We start from the raw sequence: 20,118 nt of genomic DNA on the forward strand, positions 1-20,118 counted from the left end.
ATGCCACTTGCAGCCAAGGTGCTCTCTTCAGCACTCAGTGTAGCTTTGCTTGTTGGGGGAACAGCGGGGGTTATCGGGGCAGAAGCTTCGAACGGAAATAGTACGACGGAGTCCAGCCTGCAATCACATAAGGGGGGCAGTCACGTGAAAGAGATTCAACTGGAATATCTGGATCGCGGTCTGGTGGCTGCTTCGACATCTGAAGGTGTTTTTCTCAGTTGGAGATTGCTTGGTGATGAAGCAACAGGGTATAGCGACAAAGGGCTGACAGGTACGGACTTCAACGTCTATCGTGATGGCAAAAAGATCACTACCGTCACCGACAGCACCAACTATGTAGATGCCGCGGGCAAATCGTCTTCCCGTTATGAAGTGGCAGCGGTGAACAAGAAGGGCAAGGAGAGCAAACGCAGTGCATCCATCAAACCTTGGGCGAACGGCTACGTGGATATTCCACTTCAAAAACCCGCCGATGGCGTGACCCCTGCCGGAGAAACCTATACGTATTCCGCCAATGACATGAGCGTGGGGGATGTGGACGGGGATGGCCAATATGAGTTTTTCGTCAAATGGGACCCTTCCAACGCCAAGGACGTATCGCAAAAAGGATACACAGGTAAAACCTACATTGATGCTTACACCTTGGACGGTCAGTTGTTGTACCGGATCGATCTTGGGGTCAATATCCGTGCGGGTGCTCATTATACACAGATGCTTGTTTACGATTTTGACGGAGATGGCAAGGCCGAGATGATGTTTAAGACCGCTCCGGGCACGAAGATTATCAAATATAACAAAAAAGGAAAAGTAACATCCGAGAAGTACATCACGCTTCCGAAGCAGGATCGCAAGGCAGGGTACTCAAACGAAGATGATTATCGTTTAAGTGCGGATGGTTACTATGATCACGTGGTGGATATGTTCAAAAACTGGCATAAACACGATGAGGTTGTGAAGGGGAACTGGCCTGCGACATTGGAAGAGGCTTTTGGAATGGAGAAAAAATATAACTATCCATTATCTCAGCAGGATGCCGAGAGCTTGGCCGACTACTTCATTGATGTGTACGCGGTAGAACGCAGCAACCGAAATGAGCTTCGCAAGTTCGAAGGTTTTATCGTGGATGGTCCTGAGTATGTTACGGTATTTGAAGGCAAATCAGGCAAAGAGCTGGAGACCATTCCATATGAACCCGAGCGTCATGATGATGGCCTGATGTGGGGTGATTATGCTATGGCACGGATTGAACCGGGGAATCGGGTGGACCGTTTCCTGGCAGGCGTGGCGTATTTGGATGGCAAGAAACCTTCTGCAATCTTTGCACGCGGATATTATACACGTTCAACGATGGTTGCTTACAATTGGGACGGCAAGAAGCTGAAAAAGGAATGGAAAGTGGACAGCGGCTGGACACCGATGAAGAACCCGTTCAATGACGGACCGCACGGCGTGGATGGTACAGATCCGCAGTATGGCTCCATTACCACTCAAGGTGCGCACTATTTCAGTGTGGCGGATGTGGATGGAGATGGCAAACAGGAGATTATCTATGGCTCCGCTACGATTGATCATGATGGCAGCGTGCTGTACAGCTCCACAGACCTGATGCCTGCCGAGAGTGCTGCACCGGGAACCATTGCCCGTCTGGGTCATGGGGACGCACTTCATGTGGCAGATATTGACCCGGATCGTCCGGGACTGGAGATTTTCATGGTTCACGAGGGTGGTCCGTGGGCGCCATATGGCTATTCCCTGCGTGATGCGAAGACCGGAGAAGTGATCTATGGCGGATACACGGGGAAAGATACCGGACGCGGCATGGTGGGTGATGTTGATCCGACTCGCCGTGGGCTGGAGACATGGGCTGTAGGATTATGGACAGCGACTGGTGAGAAAATCAGTGATCAGGCGCCGGGTACGAATATGAATATCCGTTGGGCAGGAGATATGACTACCCAGATCGTAGATGGTGCCATCGACGTCACGCCTACAATCAAAGACTGGAATCGTGGCACGCTGCTGACGGCAACAGGCACACTGACCAACAATCACACCAAAGGTACACCTTCTCTCGTAGCTGATATTTTCGGGGATTGGCGGGAAGAGATGTTGGTGAGAACCACGGACAGTTCCGCGATCCGCATCTATCTGAGTACCGAGAAAACGGACCGCAAGTTGTACACGCTGATGCATGATGCGATGTATCGTGTGGGCATTGCCGGACAGAACAGTGGATACAACCAGCCTTCCTATCCGTCCTTCTACATGGCATCGGATATTGACTGGTCAAAAGTAACGCTGCCTAAGTTCTACACGCCAGGTAAGGGCGGAAAGTAAGCAGGACGGAGTAATAATAGGTAGCAATAGCAACATAATATGTGTTCAAAATCAGGCTGTAACGTAACGCAGCGTCGTTAGTTTTAAGCGTAGGTATTGGACCTTAAAAGCTCTGGAATCCCCATGTGTCTCGGCATATAGAGGTTTCAGAGCTTTTTTACATAAGGATCTGAGTGATTTGTGGATAGCACTTGGCGATTTCCCAGCCACCCATGTTACGTCATTCTTTTACATCCAGTTTATATTCAACCTATAGAATTGCTACAATGGAGAAAAGTGAGGATCGATCGTTGTAGGAATGGAGGCATGGATATGAGCATCACGAATCGCTGGACAGGAAGCCTGTATCAAGAGGCGTTGCGAACAGAGGATTGCGGGCCGCGTTTCTACGCGTACTATTACAAGCAATGGGACAACTACCGTATGTCCTATCACCAACATGATTCCACGGAGATCATGTATATTATTTCGGGAATGTGCCGGGTGGATGTGCAGATGTCGGATGGGAGTTCGGAGCAGGCGATTTTGAAAAAAGGGCAGTTCATTATGCTAGATGCAGGTGTCCCGCACCGTTTGCTGGTGGAAGATGGTGTCCCTTGCCGGATGCTCAATGTGGAGTTTGGATTCTCAGGCTCGCCTCCCGGACAGCTATCCATCCGCCAGCTCGTGTTGGAAGAGGAAGAAGTTCACACTCTACTCACTAATGCTTCTCCATATCTGGTACTGCCTGACCCGGAAGAAGTGTATCACATTATGAAAAGTCTGGTGCTGGAACTCGATCAGCGTGGTCTGCTGGAGCAAGGAAGAGCGTCCACGCCAATGAGGATTATTCCACCAGAGGAAAGGTCGTATCATCGCGAAGCCCGGAATCTCTCGTCACCGGAACAGGGAATACTGGTGCGTACATTGTTCATCCAGTTGCTGGTCCGTGTTGCGCGTTTGCGAGGAGAAATGAGCCGAAGTGCATCGGATCAGGCGGAGCTGTATGTCAAACGAACCATTGAATTCATGCATCACAATATGGATCGCAACATTCAGATGAAGGATATTGCGGCAGCCGTCAATCTGCATCCGGGCTATTTACATCGCATTTTTCGTCAGCACACGAAGCGGACACCGACCGACTATCTGACGATGGTTCGCATGGAGAAGGCCAAGATGCTGCTTCAGCAGACGAATATCCCGATTTCGGAAATCTCTGACTATGTTGGAGTAGGCAGTCGTCAGTATTTTCATATGTTGTTCAAAAAATATACAGGTCGTACGCCGGTTGAATTTCGCTCCTCTATGGAACGACATGTCAGCCAGTACCCGTCCGATGAATGAGCCGATTGCAGTTATTTTGGAATACAACTGATTAGTGAATCTGGTGCGTAAAAGTTAGGATTTTTGACAACAAGATCTTGAACAGGTCATGATTTTGATAACGCTTCCCCTTTTGCCGTTGGTACAATGATTTCATGAAGAGAGTCATTAACCGAAGCGAAAGATTCGGATTAGGGGAGGACATAGGCATGTCGTTTAAAGTGGCGTTTATCGGGGCAGGAAGTATCGGATTTACACGGGGATTGTTAAGGGATTTGCTCACGGTACCGGAGTTTAACAACATTGAAATTGCGTTCTGCGATATTAGCCAGCACAATCTGGACATGGTGACTGAGCTGTGTCAGCGGGATATCCGTGAGAATGGATTGAATATTCAGATTCAGCCGACAACGGATCGTAAAGAAGCATTGAAAGATGCGAAGTATGTACTATGTACGATTCGTGTCGGGGGACTGGAAGCATTTGCAACCGATGTGGATATTCCACTGAAATATGGGGTAGATCAATGTGTTGGCGATACGCTGTGTGCAGGTGGCATTATGTATGGACAACGGGGAATCGCCGAGATGCTGGACATCTGCAAAGATATTCGTGAACAAAGCGCACCTGACGTGCTGCTCTTGAACTATTCCAATCCGATGGCGATGCTCACATGGGCTTGCAACAAGTACGGCGGTGTGCGGACGATCGGACTGTGTCATGGTGTACAGCATGGTCATCATCAGATTGCGGAAGCTTTTGGATTGAAAAAGAGTGAAGTGGATATTATCTGTGCCGGCATCAACCATCAGACCTGGTACATTCAGGCTTCTCATGAGGGCAAAGACCTTACAGGTGATCTGCTCGAAGCCTTCGAGAAACATCCGGAGTACAGCCGCACCGAGAAAGTGCGGATTGATATGCTGCGCCGCTTCGGTTACTACAGCACGGAATCGAATGGTCATCTGAGTGAATATGTGCCGTGGTACCGTAAACGTCCGGAAGAGATCAACGACTGGATCGACTTGGGCAACTGGATCAACGGAGAGACGGGTGGATATTTGCGTGTGTGTACCGAGGGGCGCAACTGGTTTGAGACCGATTTTCCAAACTGGATGAAGGATGAACCGATGCAATTCATTCCAGAAAAACGGGGCGAGGAGCACGGTTCGTATATTATTGAAGGGCTGGAGACGGGACGTGTCTATCGCGGACATTTCAATACCGTTAATAATGGGGTAATCTCCAACCTGCCGGATGATGCGATTATTGAAGCGCCGGGGTATGTGGATCGCAACGGCATCTCCATGCCACATGTAGGCGATCTGCCACTCGGACCAGCCGCGGTATGTAATGTGAGTATTTCCGTGCAACGCCTCGCGGTTGAAGCAGCAGTGAACGGAGACGATAAGTTACTTCGTCAGGCGTTCATGATGGACCCGCTCGTGGGTGCCGTATGTAATCCAAAAGAAATCTGGCAAATGGTCGACGAGATGCTAGTTGCCCAGGCCCAGTGGCTGCCGCAGTACGGAGATGCGATTACTGCCGCAGAAGCGAGACTTGCTGCTGGCAATCTTATTCCGACGAAGGAATATGAGGGCGCCGCGCGTCTCAAGGTGAAAACCGTTGAAGAGATGCAGCAGGATCGCGATTCTGCCAACAAAAATGCGGGAGAATCCGATAAAGGGAAAGATCGCGAGAAAGTGCAGCAATAGATAAAAATGCGTAAGGGCCTCTCCAAAATTGGAGGGGCCCTGTTTATTTCTATTTTTTTTCGACACCACGGATAACAAAGGCAAAAGAGGTATCACCCAAGGAAACCTGCGAATTTTGAGAGGAAGTCCAGCGGGCAAAGGCTCCATAATAATGAGTACCTTTTTCCTGCGCTAACTGGAATGAACCTTCTCGCAAAGAGATGGGACGTGCAACTCCATTTACATATTCGACAAGAGTTAACTCGTCAGGTGATACATTTGTACCCAGATGAATAGATATATTCTCGCCTACCAACACGGAGACAGGTACTTGACCTTCCAACAGATCCATATCACCTGCATAGTCCGCACACATGCTTTCCCAGCAATAACTGCCCTGTAAAGCAGGAATAGGAGTACCACTTTCAGTCTGTATCACTGGTGTAGGCAGTTCCTGATTTTGTTTTAATTCCATCTTGTCTTCCTTTGAATTCGTTGGTGAGGCTAAGGCAGTTTTGTTTGTAACATTACTTGGAGTCGGATTACAGCCAGATAATACCAGCATAATTGAAAGAAATACCAATGTGGTCAATGTTCTTATCGTATTGAAAAATTTTATTTTATGCACCTCCCTAATATCTTCCAAACGAAAAGCAAGAGAGGAATGTTGCTAGTGTTACTCTTGCGATGCATATTTACCATGTGATACATATTACCTTTACAGACATAGTAATATGTCTTATAGTATACGCAGGATTGAAGAAAGTCGGTGAAACTCGCAGATGGATGTGCAAGTGATTAACAGTGATCTGATTCGGGGCAATATTGACCCGATCATTCTGAGTGTACTAATACCCGCGGATAACTATGGCTACAGCATTATTAAGGAAATCTATCGCAAGAGCGGAGAGCAATTTGAACTGAAGGAACCTACGCTTTATTCCAGTTTGAAGAGGCTGGAGAAGGGTGGATATGTGGAATCCTACTGGGGGGAAGAAACACAGGGAGGACGACGCAAATATTACCGAATAACAGTGCAAGGTCTTGAAGCATATAGAGAACAGGTTCTAGCTTGGCAGGCAGCCAAGACGCTGATTGATTGCATGATTGTATTCGAGGAAAAAGGAGAGGAAAACCTATGAGATTGGAAGTTCGCATCACTCGTCATATCAATCGTTTGTTCGCTCATGCACAAGATACATTGGACAATCGGGAATTAAAAGAAGAGATTCACAGCAATCTGGCTGCACGGATTGACGATTATATATCGCAGGGGATGAGCGAAGAGAAAGCGTTCCACACAGCCATTCAGCATATCGCTGGTATGGATCAGGTGATGAGCGACCATCGAAAGGTGCAACGGGTACCTTACTGGACATCATTGTTACAGTCTACCTTGATTTATAGCCTTATAGCTTGGATCATTACTATTCCAATGAGAGTGCTTATGCAGGGCTCCGCCATAAACAACCTGCTTATGATCGTGAGTCTTATTGTTGGTGGGACGTATGTAGTGTATATGTTGATTAACAGGGGGAACGATCCAGTATGTTCGGTGAAAACCACGGTTATTCGATTCCCTACCTTAATGCAGTGGAATCGCAGAATATGGTGGTTGTGGGCGGCGTTTATACTCGTGTTGTGGGGAACGCAGGCGGCGTTGCGATTCGGAAGTAATATCTGGTTTAATCGCCCTATTCAGGTGGATGGACCCTACCAGTTTGCTGTGATCGTCATTGCCTTTGCCATCCCGTTACTGAGTATTATTATTCCTTTGGTTGTGCATCGGGCGTATCGGATCGTTAGTAAGTATGAAGTGAGTGATGTGTTATGAGAATTAGAAACATATGGATTATAACACTTGTTGTGTTGGGCAGCATTGGCTTAGTGATTGTTGAAGGCTTCGTTAATCCGAAGATCGAGGCGAAGCAGGCTCGGTACGAGGAAGAGCAGCAGAATCCGCTGACACATGATTTTGCCGCTTTAGCCAAAAATCGCAGTCCCTACATGGGTGATAATTCAAACCTGAGTCATCTGAATCAGGCTTTACCTTTACGTGAAAGATTGAATGGTTACCAACTGTACCCGGAGACTTTCACGGCTCAAGTGAATTATAGCTTGGATACGCGTGAGATGAACGCAGAGGAACTTGAACGGATACTCGTATATAATGCGGTTGCGAACTTTGTTATGATCGATAATCTGGAGCAGGTCGTCTACCAGTTTCAGAATACCAGCCAGACCTTGCAACGTGAATCTGCCCAACAATGGACAGGTACAGAATTAAAGGAGCTTCAGAACCTGGAGCTATGGAATTCGACTGTACGCGAGAAGCTGGTGGAATCGGCACAAGTGAAAGAGGCTTTTTCACAGATTGTTGACAATTAAGCTGCACGAAATAGAAGGAAATAGGCAAGAGACTCGACTCTTCTCCCATGCTATGTTATTATAAATCTCTGATAACGTGGTAACGAACTAAAGCGTTTGGGTTTTGGTTATAGACATGGAGGGGTTCGAGAGATGAGAAAAAAAGCGATTCTACTATTATTCATTAGTATATGTGTATTGATTGTGGCTGGTTGTTCCAGTTCCGCAAGCAAAGACGATAACACGATTGTTGTAGGAATTGACGATAAGTTTGCTCCAATGGGTTTCCGGGACGAGCAAAATGAAATTGTTGGTTTTGATATTGATTACGCAAGAGCTGCAGCGGAGAAAATGGGTAAAGAAGTCACATTCCAGCCAATCGACTGGTCTTCCAAAGAGTCAGAGCTGAACAGTGGCCGGATCGACATGATCTGGAACGGGTACACCATTACAGATGAGCGCAAAGAGAAAGTGCTCTTCACGAAGCCGTATCTGGAAAACAGTCAAGTAGCTATTACCTTGGCAGACTCACCTATTACGAAGCTGGATGAACTCGATGGCAAAAATGTGGGATTGCAGGCGCTGTCCTCCGCGGCAGATGCACTGGCAGCAAGTCCCCTGAAGGATAAAGTGAAAGCTTCCGAATTCAAGGATAACGTGCTTGCACTGACGGACTTGAAAACGAAACGTCTGGACGCAGTCATCATTGATGAAGTGGTGGCGAGATATTACATGTCCAAAGAAGAGGGAACATTCAAATTGCTGGATGAATCTCTTGCACCGGAACAATATGGCATTGGTATCAAAAAAGGCAATGAAGAGCTTCTGAATCAGCTGCAAAAAGCGCTAGATGAGCTGAATGCAGATGGAACAGCAGCTAAAATCTCCACCCAATGGTTGGGTGAAGATAAGGTTTTGAAATAGACAGGTTATACACCTGATATATAGTTAGAAACAAAACGGACCCCGTATTCCATGCTGGAGCGATTCATGCCCCAGAGGAATGCGGGGTTAACAGATTAGAGGAGACAAAACAATGAGTTGGGATTATCTATCGACCATTTTAAAACCTATGCTAGAGGGTGCGCAGACCACCATTTTCATGTTCTTACTCGCCATTGTGCTCTCTGTACCGCTTGGATTTGCGGTCACGCTTGCGATGAGAAGCCAGATTAAACTGCTGGCGTGGATTGCCCATACGTATGTATATGTGATGCGAGGAACACCGCTGCTGCTGCAAATTCTATTTTTCTGCTTCGGTTTACCGTTGCTTCCGGTGATTGGAGAATATTTGGTGTTTGATCGTTTTGTTGCAGCGGGGATTGCGTTCATCCTAAACTATGCGGCGTACTTCGCTGAAATCTTCAGGGGCGGACTGCTTTCCATTGATAAAGGGCAACATGAGGCAGCGAAGGTACTTGGGTTAACAAAGTGGCAAACGATGACTAAAGTCATTATTCCTCAGATGATTCGTGTAGTATTGCCCGCAACGGCCAATGAGTCCATTACGCTCATCAAGGATACAGCACTACTCTATGCCGTGGCTGTACCTGAGCTGTTGTATTATGCCCAAGCGGCAGTGAATCGCGACTTGCAGCTGATCCCTTTCTTCGTGGCAGCGGTTATGTATCTGCTCATGACACTTGTACTCACGGTGCTGTTTAAGGCACTCGAGAAGCGGTTTTCATTTGAATAAATTAAATCTGATCAATCAAAGGACTGTCTGCATATGACACATATAATAGAAGTAAATCAGTTGAGAAAATCATTCGGTACACTTGATGTGCTGAAACAGGTATCCTTTAAGGTGGAACCAGGAGAAGTAATTGCCGTCATCGGGCCTTCTGGTTCGGGGAAAAGTACGATGCTGCGCAGCCTGATTCATCTGGAGGATATTTCGGGCGGAACGATTCGCATTCAGGATCAGACGTTGGTCGATAATGGTCGTTACGCGGGTGCCGCAGATATTCGCAAGATGACGGATCGTATGGGTATGGTGTTCCAGCATTTCAACTTGTTCCCGCATCTTACCGTTCAGGACAATCTGGAACTCGCACCGAAGACTTTGAAAAAAGAAAGCTCAAATGTCATTCGATATCGTAGTCTGGAACTACTCAGCAAAGTAGGGCTGTCGGACAAGGCCGATACCTATCCGGCGAATCTTTCCGGAGGACAGAAACAGCGTGTTGCCATTGCTCGGGCACTGATGATGCAGCCGGACATTCTCCTGTTCGATGAACCTACGTCGGCACTAGATCCGGAGCTGACCGGGGAAGTGTTACGCGTAATCAAACAGCTGGCACAGGAAAACATGACGATGATGATTGTCACGCATGAGATGGGCTTCGCCCGTGACGTTGCGGATCGCGTATTCTTCATGGATAACGGGGAAATCGCAGAGGCGGGACCGCCAGAACAAATCTTCGGCAATCCAAAGCTTGCACGTACCCGGACATTTTTACAGCGGGTGGAAGTGGAGAGGTAGAATACTGAACGTAGATGCAGACAGGTGCGAATGCCAAGCTCACATGAAATCCCTGGGGGATTCGCACCTCAGAATTTGTCGAAAGGGTCATTTTTGTTCCCTTTTGGCAATAAATACTTGAATATTCTGGATGTTGTATATTAAAATGAATATAATAATTAGCTCGATAAACGAAAACACGTAATAAGTATATATACATATGCTGCTATTACGTTTTTTTTTCGCTGGGTCGCACTCCGTATGGAGTGCGTGGATTGAAATATATTGTATCCACATCCGACCGCCGAATATTTTAGGGTCGCACTCCGTATGGAGTGCGTGGATTGAAATTGGAGAAGCAAGTCAACGGATAAGGACCAACCAAGGGTCGCACTCCGTATGGAGTGCGTGGATTGAAATTTTAGAGCCACTACCATAATACATACTGCTTGTTGGGTCGCACTCCGTATGGAGTGCGTGGATTGAAATACCCCACCGATACGCACGTCAGCGGTGTTGTTTGGTCGCACTCCGTATGGAGTGCGTGGATTGAAATGTTTTCAGCCCAACGAGGTACCTGGATACCGTTGGTCGCACTCCGTATGGAGTGCGTGGATTGAAATAGCCCTGATTGCAAACACTTCTCCAAGGCTAAGTCGCACTCCGTATGGAGTGCGTGGATTGAAATTTGTAACTGTCTGACTGACTGAGTTGTTGTTGGTGTCGCACTCCGTATGGAGTGCGTGGATTGAAATCCTACTCCACGTTGAAATATTGGTTTGGTCATTTAGAATCGGTGAAGTGAGGGGGAATTATAGGTAAGATTCTTTTAGGTTATGCCTCTCTGCAAATGCATCTAGCCCTTGGCTGTCGATAAAGTGATATATTTAATATAAATGGACTATTTACAAAATATGGAGTCCTCTATTCCTATTAATCGATTATAATGAACATACTATAATAAATAGGGAGGATTTACCTTGGGATATCGCGAGAATGATGTGGATCGTTATTATAACGACACACTTCCACCACCACCTTATGTAGCACCAGCCAAGACCAATAGCAAGTCGATTGTATCACTAGTTTTGGGGATTCTGTCCCTTACCATTCCTTACTTGGGATTCTTAATCGGAATCGTCGCTATCATATTTGCATCTTTAGCTTTCAAAGAAATCAGAAGTCGTATGGAGCAAGGAAAAGGATTAGCCATTGCTGGTTTGGTATGTGGAATCATAGGCACAGCAATTTATACAGTCCTTATTGTGCTCTTTCTATTTGTTACCATGATTTTTGTTGGCGCTGATTCTTACTCTACATACTAAGAATATAAAGTTAGCAAACTTAGATTGTATCTCAAATTAAAAAAGCAAAGGCGTACCTTAGCCAACACCTCTGTTGTCCATAAGAGGGGGGCTTAGATACACGCCTTTGCTTTTTATATTACGAATTTACAGGTGAAGTGCGACTTCACTGCTTACGTTATCGTTCTCTGTGGTGCGATGTATCAGGAAATACGTTAAGGTTCCTCCGAGACCGATCACAGCGAAAATGCATAGAATGCCGATCTGATCCCAAGCTACACCGAACTGTCCGCTTGAGATGACTGCTTTATATCCCGTTACTGAATAGGTCATAGGCAGCCATGGGTTGAATACTTTCAGCCAATTCGGAATCAGTTCGAGCGGGAAGGTGCCCGCGCTGGTAGTAAGCTGGAAGATCAGCATCAGAATCGCAAGGAATCGTCCCGGATTCTCCAGCCAAGTCACCAGCGCCTGAATAATGTACATGAAGCTTAGACTGGTAACAAAGCTGAACAAGAGGAATAATGGAACGCTCTGAACATTCAGACCCAAGCCATACAAGACCAGCCATGAAGCAAGCAGGGACTGTACAGCACTCATCAGCGTGAAAGCCAGCGTTTTACTCACAAAACGATTCCAGCCACTTGCTTCGCTAACTGTGCTGCCACGTGTGGGTACAACCAGTGTGGCAATCAATGCGCCGACAAACAGCCCGAGTGACAGGAAGTATGGCGAGAATCCTGTACCGTAGTTAGGTACCTCATTATATTTATGTTCATCGACCTGAACAGGCTCTGCATACATGGTTACCAGTTCATCCGTTTTTTTCACACTACCCGTCTGCTCAGCCGCTTCATTCAGCTTGGTGGCAAGTTCGCCAGAGCCGTCTGTTAGCTTCAGCGTGCCTTCTTTTAACTGACCAGCACCGTCATCCAGCTTATGTGAGCTATCTGCAAGGGTTGAGATTCCGTCTGTAAGTTGGCTTACACCCGCAACCAACTTGCCTGCACCAGCATTCAATTGACCTGAACCATCCGCAAGTTTGGCTCCTCCAGCGGCTGCCTCAGATAATTTGGAATTGAATTGTTTTAGACCAGTCGCAAGCTTTTCTTGTCCTGCGGATAATTGCGTAGCTCCTTGTACCAGTTGTTGTTGACCCTGTACCAACTGGCTGCTGCCTTGATGCAGTTGTTGCTGTGCAGCATACAGGTTTTGACTGCCTGCGACCAATTGCTGCCCGCCCTGATACACTTGTTCGCTGCCAGCGGCAACTGCCTGACTTGCTACCAGGAGCTGCTGCACAGCTGGACTTGCGGCAAGCTCGGGACTCGCTTCGGCCAATTGAGCAAGACCTTGTGCAACGGCCTTAGCACCCTCGCTAACTTTGCCACTGCCCTCAACAGAACTTTGCAGCCCAGTAGTCAGCTTTGCACTGCCTTCCTCGGAAGCCGCCAGTCCTGCATCCAGCTTGGCTGCGCCTTCCTGAGCAGATTGAAGGCCAGCCTGTAGCTGTTTGCCGCCTGTTTCAGCCTGGGTTGCTCCATCACCCAGCTTCGTGCCTGCTGCCGCCAATTGGGACAATCCATCGGACAGGGCACTGGCGCCAGTATGAAGATCATCTGTGCCTTGGGCGAGAGTGGACGTACCTTGTTTTAATGTAACTACGCCCGTTTCGAGCTTGTCGGTGCCTGCTGCCAGTTTGGACAGGTTCTCTTTTAATGTAGCAGCACCCTCATCCAGCGTGATCGCACCATCATGAATCTGACCTGCGCCATCCCCGGCATCCGCCAAACCAACAGAGATTTTTTCAACCTGATCCAATAACGTTTCGGTATACGATTCTGTGACTTTGGCAGCGACTTTGGAGCGAATTTGTTTGACCGCCGTGCCGCCAATCTGACCCGCGAGGAAGTTGTATCCTTCATTGGGTTCGTAGATCAGGTCGGCCGGCTCGGGGTGCTCATCCATCAGGGTTGTTGCTTTGGTGGAAAAGTCCTCCGGAATCACAATTGTCATATAATACGTGTTGTCTTGCATACCTTGTTCTGCTTGTTCACGAGTCACGAATTGCCAGTTGAAATCATCACTTTTTTTCAATTCATCGACGAGATTCTGACCGACCTCCAGTGATTTGTCATTGTAGACTGCGCCCTGATCCGTGTTGACCACGGCTACAGGTAACTCATTCATTTTGCCATAGGGGTCCCAGAATGCGTTCAGGAACAGGCCACTATACAGCACCGGAATGAACAGTACAACGAGAATCGGAATAAATACTTTTGGTTTCTTGAAGGCGGACTTCAGATCCTGCCCAAATACGTGGAATGATTTCATCATGTTCTCTCCCTATCCTTACGCTAATCCGTTTGTTCTATCTCTATTATGTGTTGAATCTAGTGGCATGCCTTTCTTCTATGTGGTGGATAAGCCATTCTTGAGAAAGAGGCCCACAAAATCCTTAATCTGATCCTTGTGCAGCGTAGGATGCGCTTTGTTCCAATCCGAGGTTAAGGTGACATACAGCTTCAGCAGGACAAAAGAAACCAGCTTGGAATCATCCCTGCGAATCTGCTCCAACTCCATGGCACGGCTGACCTGACGCTCCAGATATTCGAGAATGGCTGTCTCCACTTTCTGCAGACCTTCCTTGGCTTGCGGCGTACCGAACTCGTTGACCTCCTGAAAGAGCTTGATCAACAGCTCATGTTCCTCCCGGTACTCCAGCAAAGAATCCATACTCATATGCACGTTATCCAGAAAGGAGTTCTCTTCCTTCACTGTCTGCTCTGTAATCTGTCTCATATCCGCAATGATCGAGCGCAGAATCTCGCTGAACAGTTCTTCTTTATTTTCGAAAAAAGTATAGATCGTTCCCTTGCCCACATTGGCAAGTCTCGCAACCTGCTCCATCGTTGTAGCTTTGTAGCCAAATAGAGCAAAGGATTTCTCGGCAGAATCCATCACCTGTTGCCTTCGATCTATCGTTTTCATGGCGCAAACACCTCCTTGTAGGTTAGAAAGCATAAAAGGTAAGGTAAACTTTCGATTGACCGTTTTACTATTATGGTCAGTTGGTCGTTGATAACTGTAGCACTTGGACAGGGGAGGTGGATGTGATCTTTGTCATAAACGTATGTAACAGGTGCGAATAGGATGCTCACATGAAAACCCTGGGGGATTCGCACCTCAGAATTTGTCGAAATGGGCAAAATTGTTACCTTAAGGCAACACGTAGGCATATTTTGATTGAATAATGATATGGAAAGCCATAGAATAATAGTGGAAAAACGTGTTGTTAATGGCTCAGGTTGTTGAGATACGTGTTTTTTCGCTGTCGCACTCCGTATGGAGTGCGTGGATTGAAATTGCTGAGAAACTTGGGGCGGCAATGGATAGTGAAAGTCGCACTCCGTATGGAGTGCGTGGATTGAAATCCTGAGGCTGTGCTGCCCGTTCCCATAATACCCGGTCGCACTCCGTATGGAGTGCGTGGATTGAAATATACCTTGCGGAACCTGAATCTGAATGGAACCATGTCGCACTCCGTATGGAGTGCGTGGATTGAAATCGTAAAGTTTCCCTCTCTAAATCGTTCAGCAAGTCGTCGCACTCCGTATGGAGTGCGTGGATTGAAATATTTGTTCGGACACAGATCGTACCGTCTGACGTGCGTCGCACTCCGTATGGAGTGCGTGGATTGAAATTTCAACCTGAGCTTTAACCTTATATACCGGTTCCAGGTCGCACTCCGTATGGAGTGCGTGGATTGAAATTATCTACATCGCCCATCTTAGTTAAATACATTTTCGTCGCACTCCGTATGGAGTGCGTGGATTGAAATCGAACTACGGCCGACGCCCTTATCGCAGAGAACAGTCGCACTCCGTATGGAGTGCGTGGATTGAAATCTCTCTATGTGCCTTAGTGTATAACTGATCAACCGGTCGCACTCCGTATGGAGTGCGTGGATTGAAATCGCTCATGTATTTCAAGTGGGAGATGAAGTAGGGTCGCACTCCGTATGGAGTGCGTGGATTGAAATGCCTTACGGACACTTCGTGCCCGCTTGTGCTACGCGTCGCACTCCGTATGGAGTGCGTGGATTGAAATAACCCACTCTGGCCCCAGTTCAAGCATGTCTTTTGGTCGCACTCCGTATGGAGTGCGTGGATTGAAATATTACTCGATTACAAGAGGTACAGGTACAATAGAGTCGCACTCCGTATGGAGTGCGTGGATTGAAATTCTTGAAGAACAAATTTAGGATGACATTCGAAGGGTCTCACTCCGTATGGAGTGAGAGGATTGAAATGGCCCACCAAAGGAGAGATAACATACTTTGCAAAGTCGCACTCTACTTGAGTGCATGAAATGAAATCTTTGCAGTAACGTTGTTACAACAGATACGTGTGTCTGATCGTACTCCGTATGGAATGCAAATGTAATCCCTAAAAAGTCTTACCTTTCTTATGCTAAGCATGAATAAGTAGGTAGGACTTTCTATTTCAAAGAAGCTGCTAAACTGTGAAGAACAGGTTACATCAAGCATTAGTCAGACATTCAAAGCGAGAAATACCCTTGAAAGAGAAGAAGGCGATACTCGAAGTGCAAATTCCCCTGCTCCAAGCAGACAAAGAAATCTTCAAAAAGATTTATATGGACGAACGGAGGCGGAATCACGAGTTAAACGAGCACTTAGTCTTCGACACAGGGTTGAGTCGAACCGTGATCGAGAAATAAGCAAATGGTCAGTTATTTGCGAGGTAGATTTGATTTTATATAAATCTTCTGCTACATTGGTATAAGTAATTGTCACACTTGGTATAAAGTGTGTGGATTGAAAATGCTAAATTGGCATAAGAGAGTTTTAAAACAAAGCGCATCCTCTTGGGGGTGCGCGATCAATCATTGTTAAAAGTGTAATACATAATATTAAGTGAAAGATACCATAGTCAATACAAAGTTAAAGGAAGAAATTAAGGAGGGGTATATTTGATAAATGGATTTTATTTAGATGAGTCTGGAAATAATGGATTTAAAGATATGCAAAAACAACCTGTAGTTTGTTATGGTGGGATTTTAGTTCCTAACGCTAGTGTTATAGAGCTTGAACGGGATTTTGAAGCACTTTCCTTTAAAGCAGCTTTGCAAATCAAAGGTGAGATAAAAGGGTTGACAATTAAACAAGTTAATACGTTACCATTCTTTCAAAACTATGAAATTCACAGTAAGTCTTTCTTTGATGGGGACGATTTGTATTCTAAAATTCCGATCATTGATAGGTTTAAGCTTGCTGAAGAAATGTTAGAGCTTATTGATAAACATGGGGGTAAAGTGCTTGCCTCTGTAATTAATAAAAATACATATAAACAAAATACAGGTGATACAGGTCATACTAACATGCACCAGCTTGGAATGAGTAATTTAATTCAATTAATAGAGAAAGAACTCATTCAAAGGAATGAAACAGGAATTGTTATTCCTGACAATGGGCGCGATGAAGAGAGAGAGCTTTTAATTCAAGTTATCCGACAGGAGACTACCAGTGATCGTATATATTATAGCTCTTTCCTTCAGAACTCACACCATTGCCAGTTAGTACAGTTAGCTGACATCATTGTATTTCTTACAACTATCTTTTTTCGATTTGAATATGGGTATGCACCTCGTAAAGCAAATAATAAAGAATTAATAAACCTATATCAAAAAAAGATAGCTCCTTTATCCCCAACAGTATGGGAGTATAGGTGATTACAATTAAGGGAGCGTACCAATGCACGCTCCCTTAAAGTGGTCGAACCAATGTGCGGCCACATATATAGTATACCCAATGTTGGACTTCATTATGCACAATACAAAAAGGGGAGATTCATATTATGTCGGACCAATGTACGAGTTAACATGAATTTTCCCTTTTAGAAAGTTAATTAGGTCGAACCAATGTGCGAGTCAATTAACTTTATCTAATCAATATTATACGCTGTATCTGAATCTGAGTCAATGAAATTAAGAAGTTTAATACTGCGTAATCGAGATAGAAACTAAGATTATTTTTGGAAATAAAAAGGAGTTTGTCGTATGGAGTCGAAATGTTAATATAAGTATTTTGTCCTAATTAATGAGTTTAGGTACCGGATTTGAATCTTTTTTCTGAAAGGAAGAAGTGGACTAATGACCTATATTGCTCATATCCGACAAAAGGATGGCGAAATACAGACCGTTCAAGATCATTTGGTGGAGGTTCAACAAGGAGCGGAGCAGGCTGGAGAGAAGATTGGTGTCAGATATTTGGCGGGGATTGCTGGCCTTTTACATGATATGGGGAAGAATACGGATGCTTTTCGAAATTACATTCAGGAAGCAGTAGCTCATCCCGATGCTCCTCCCCGTAAAGGTTCCGTAGATCACTCGACTGCTGGTGGCAAGCTGCTGCATCATCGTTACCATGTCAGTGGTGCAACGGCTCAGGACAAGTATACTGCAGAGTGGATTGCCAACTGTATTATCTCACATCATCAGGGTCTGAGAGATTACATCTCGCCTGATAAAACTTCACCATACCTGGAGCGTGTTGTTTCCAAGGAATTAGAACAATACGAGCAAGCGAAAGAAGAGTTTTTTAAGCATAATCCTCCTGAACGTTTGGACAAGTTATTCGAATTAGCCACCACAGAGCTTCAACAATACATACAAATTATCAATAAGCATAAACTTCCACGTATTGCCGGGTCACTACTCATTAAATATATCTTTAGTTGCCTGATCGATGCAGATCGAACGAATACAAGACAATTTGAAGAAAATGAACCCTTCACAGAAGAATTAGATTACAAGTCTTTCTTTGAAACAAGCTATGAGCTACTGTCTCAACACCTAACCGGCCTTGAGCAAGGAAGTAAAGCAAACACACCCATTAATCGATTACGGCGGGAAATGTCCAGCCAATGCGAAGAATTCGCACTTCGTCCTTCCGGCGTATACACCCTTTCTATACCAACGGGAGGGGGGAAAACACTTGCCAGTATGCGTTACGCCCTAAAACATGCCATTGAACATAACAAGCAACGGATTATATATATCGTTCCGTACACCACCATCATTGAACAAAATGCGGCTGAGATCCGCAGTATTTTGAAGAACGATGACATGATTCTGGAGCATCACTCTAACGTTGTGGATGACATGGATGATGAACGGAAAGAGGGAGACGAAGGGGAAACTTATGATGCGCGCAAACAGAATCTTAAACTTGCCCGTGATCACTGGGATCGCCCAATTATTTTTACGACGATGGTCCAGTTTCTAAATACTTTCTATGCGAAAGGAACCCGAAACGTACGAAGATTACATCAGCTTTCCAATGCAGTCATCGTATTTGATGAAGTGCAGTCTGTTCCTGTTCGATGTATCTCGCTCTTCAACGCTGCACTGAATTTCCTACATGTGATTGGACGCTCCAGTTTACTGCTCTGTACAGCTACGCAACCCGCACTTGATTTCGTGAAGCACAAACTTCATTTCTCGGAGCAGCCTGAAATTATACAGAATTTAGACGACGTTGGACGAAGTTTCAAACGAGTTGAGTTACATGATCTAACACAGGATACAGCCTCAGGCTGGGATGCAGAAGAATTATCTTCTTTTGTACAGGATCAAATGAGAGAAGTAAACAGCGTCCTGGTTATTTTGAACACGAAAATGGCGGTTCGTAAACTGTTTGAACAGTTGAATGAAGTGGAGTGGCTGCAAGACAGCGGCGTTCAGGTTGTTCATCTAAGTACCAATATGTGTGCTGCACATCGCAAAGAGGTCCTTTCTGGAGAGAATGGCGTAGTTCAACGATTGGCAAAGGGAGAACGAATCATTTGCGTGAGCACACAGCTTATTGAGGCAGGCGTGAATATCAGCTTCGAATGTGTGATTCGATCTTTGGCTGGTTTGGATTCGATTGCCCAGGCGGCTGGTCGATGTAATCGGCACGGCAAAGATGAGATTCGCAATGTGTATATTATCCGATCCTCGGATGAAGTGTTGACTCACCTACCTGAGATTAAAATTGGTGCTGAGAAAACGGAGCGAGTGCTTCATGATTTCAAGGAAGATCCGGAGTCACTAGGGAATGATTTATTATCTTCAGAAGCAATCGCTCGTTATTTTAAATATTACTTTCACGATATTCAAGATAAAATGCATTACCCCATTCCTAAGCTCGAACAGAACTTGTTTGATCTGATGGACCGGAACCGCTATTACGTGGATGCATACCAAAAGAAACATGCTACAAAACCTGAGGTTGTTAATCATTATGCTATCGCTACAGCAGAGAAATATTTTGAAGCAATATCGACGAATGCCACTGCTGTACTTGTTCCTTACGGAGAAGAAGGCAGGGAACTGATTATTGACCTGAATGGTGAGTTGGAGCCGAGTGAATTGGGGGATCTGTTGCGAAAAGCCCAACAGTATACGGTGAACATCTATGATCACGAACTCAGGACATTAGAAAAAAGTGGGGACTTGTATCCATTGTTACATGGTCACGTCCTTGCTCTACGGGAACCAGCATACTCTGAAGACTTTGGTGTGGAATCCAAAGGGGAGGGCGCTTGGGAAACGATGATGATATGAAATGGTCACGCTAACGTAG

The 20,118-nt window shown here is 45.8% G+C and carries 15 protein-coding genes and 2 CRISPR repeat arrays; of the genes, 12 read left to right on the forward strand and 3 right to left on the reverse strand.

All coding sequences use genetic code 11. The features are described 5' to 3' along the window. The 3 genes from MHI06_RS05255 (at position 1) to MHI06_RS05265 (ending at position 5,357) form a co-directional block, all read left to right on the forward strand. The gene (locus MHI06_RS05255; protein WP_340402055.1) at positions 1-2,337 is read left to right on the forward strand and encodes a rhamnogalacturonan lyase; all 2,337 of its coding nucleotides are present in this window, start codon (positions 1-3) and stop codon (positions 2,335-2,337) included. A gap of 312 nt (positions 2,338-2,649) precedes the next feature. Next, complete coding sequence (locus MHI06_RS05260; RefSeq protein WP_340400715.1) at positions 2,650-3,663, forward strand: AraC family transcriptional regulator; 1,014 nt, start codon at positions 2,650-2,652, stop codon at positions 3,661-3,663. A gap of 188 nt (positions 3,664-3,851) precedes the next feature. Beyond that, positions 3,852-5,357, forward strand: a complete 1,506-nt coding sequence (locus tag MHI06_RS05265; RefSeq protein ID WP_340400716.1) for an alpha-glucosidase/alpha-galactosidase — start codon at positions 3,852-3,854, stop codon at positions 5,355-5,357. Positions 5,358-5,406: 49 nt separating this feature from the next. On the opposite strand, the gene MHI06_RS05270 is transcribed toward MHI06_RS05265, so the two are convergent. Then, entirely contained in the window at positions 5,407-5,811 is a 405-nt protein-coding gene (locus MHI06_RS05270) for a hypothetical protein (protein WP_340400717.1), read from the reverse strand. Between the two features lie 307 nt (positions 5,812-6,118). Here MHI06_RS05270 and MHI06_RS05275 point away from each other — a divergent pair, with 307 nt between their 5' ends. The 7 genes from MHI06_RS05275 (at position 6,119) to MHI06_RS05305 (ending at position 11,492) form a co-directional block, all read left to right on the forward strand. After that, positions 6,119-6,478 (forward strand): PadR family transcriptional regulator, encoded by a 360-nt coding sequence (locus MHI06_RS05275; protein WP_339168715.1) that lies wholly within the window; start codon positions 6,119-6,121, stop codon positions 6,476-6,478. Further along, the gene (locus MHI06_RS05280; protein ID WP_340400718.1) at positions 6,475-7,170 is read left to right on the forward strand and encodes a permease prefix domain 1-containing protein; all 696 of its coding nucleotides are present in this window, start codon (positions 6,475-6,477) and stop codon (positions 7,168-7,170) included. The genes MHI06_RS05275 and MHI06_RS05280 overlap by 4 nt, the downstream gene beginning before the upstream one ends. Further along, a complete protein-coding gene (locus tag MHI06_RS05285) occupies positions 7,167-7,724 on the forward strand; it encodes a DUF4825 domain-containing protein (protein ID WP_340400719.1) in 558 nt (185 codons plus the stop codon). The genes MHI06_RS05280 and MHI06_RS05285 overlap by 4 nt, the downstream gene beginning before the upstream one ends. A gap of 132 nt (positions 7,725-7,856) precedes the next feature. Beyond that, positions 7,857-8,627, forward strand: coding sequence for an amino acid ABC transporter substrate-binding protein (locus MHI06_RS05290; RefSeq protein ID WP_340400720.1), 771 nt, complete (start codon positions 7,857-7,859; stop codon positions 8,625-8,627). A gap of 112 nt (positions 8,628-8,739) precedes the next feature. Then, the gene (locus tag MHI06_RS05295) at positions 8,740-9,399 is read left to right on the forward strand and encodes an amino acid ABC transporter permease (RefSeq protein ID WP_149846333.1); all 660 of its coding nucleotides are present in this window, start codon (positions 8,740-8,742) and stop codon (positions 9,397-9,399) included. Positions 9,400-9,432: 33 nt separating this feature from the next. Next, the gene (locus MHI06_RS05300) at positions 9,433-10,188 is read left to right on the forward strand and encodes an amino acid ABC transporter ATP-binding protein (RefSeq protein WP_340400721.1); all 756 of its coding nucleotides are present in this window, start codon (positions 9,433-9,435) and stop codon (positions 10,186-10,188) included. A 227-nt stretch (positions 10,189-10,415) separates the two neighbouring features. After that, positions 10,416-10,922: direct repeats of the CRISPR family, unit length 33 nt; unit sequence GTCGCACTCCGTATGGAGTGCGTGGATTGAAAT. Positions 10,923-11,147: 225 nt separating this feature from the next. Further along, positions 11,148-11,492 carry a DUF4190 domain-containing protein gene (locus MHI06_RS05305; RefSeq protein WP_340400722.1) on the forward strand — a complete coding sequence of 115 codons (345 nt, stop codon included), beginning with the start codon at positions 11,148-11,150 and terminating at the stop codon, positions 11,490-11,492. Positions 11,493-11,618: 126 nt separating this feature from the next. On the opposite strand, the gene MHI06_RS05310 is transcribed toward MHI06_RS05305, so the two are convergent. After that, complete coding sequence (locus MHI06_RS05310; protein WP_340402056.1) at positions 11,619-13,805, reverse strand: YhgE/Pip domain-containing protein; 2,187 nt, start codon at positions 13,803-13,805, stop codon at positions 11,619-11,621. Between the two features lie 78 nt (positions 13,806-13,883). Continuing rightward, on the reverse strand, positions 13,884-14,462 hold the full coding sequence (locus tag MHI06_RS05315) for a TetR/AcrR family transcriptional regulator (RefSeq protein ID WP_169480350.1): 579 nt from the start codon (positions 14,460-14,462) through the stop codon (positions 13,884-13,886). Between the two features lie 342 nt (positions 14,463-14,804). Next, positions 14,805-15,783: direct repeats of the CRISPR family, unit length 33 nt; unit sequence GTCGCACTCCGTATGGAGTGCGTGGATTGAAAT. A gap of 680 nt (positions 15,784-16,463) precedes the next feature. Here MHI06_RS05315 and MHI06_RS05320 point away from each other — a divergent pair. Further along, on the forward strand, positions 16,464-17,222 hold the full coding sequence (locus MHI06_RS05320) for a DUF3800 domain-containing protein (protein ID WP_169480349.1): 759 nt from the start codon (positions 16,464-16,466) through the stop codon (positions 17,220-17,222). A gap of 420 nt (positions 17,223-17,642) precedes the next feature. Beyond that, on the forward strand, positions 17,643-20,099 hold the full coding sequence (gene cas3 / locus MHI06_RS05325; RefSeq protein WP_340400723.1) for a CRISPR-associated helicase Cas3': 2,457 nt from the start codon (positions 17,643-17,645) through the stop codon (positions 20,097-20,099). Positions 20,100-20,118: the final 19 nt, after the last annotated feature.

The organism is Paenibacillus sp. FSL H8-0079 (assembly GCF_037991315.1).
Classification (GTDB): domain Bacteria; phylum Bacillota; class Bacilli; order Paenibacillales; family Paenibacillaceae; genus Paenibacillus.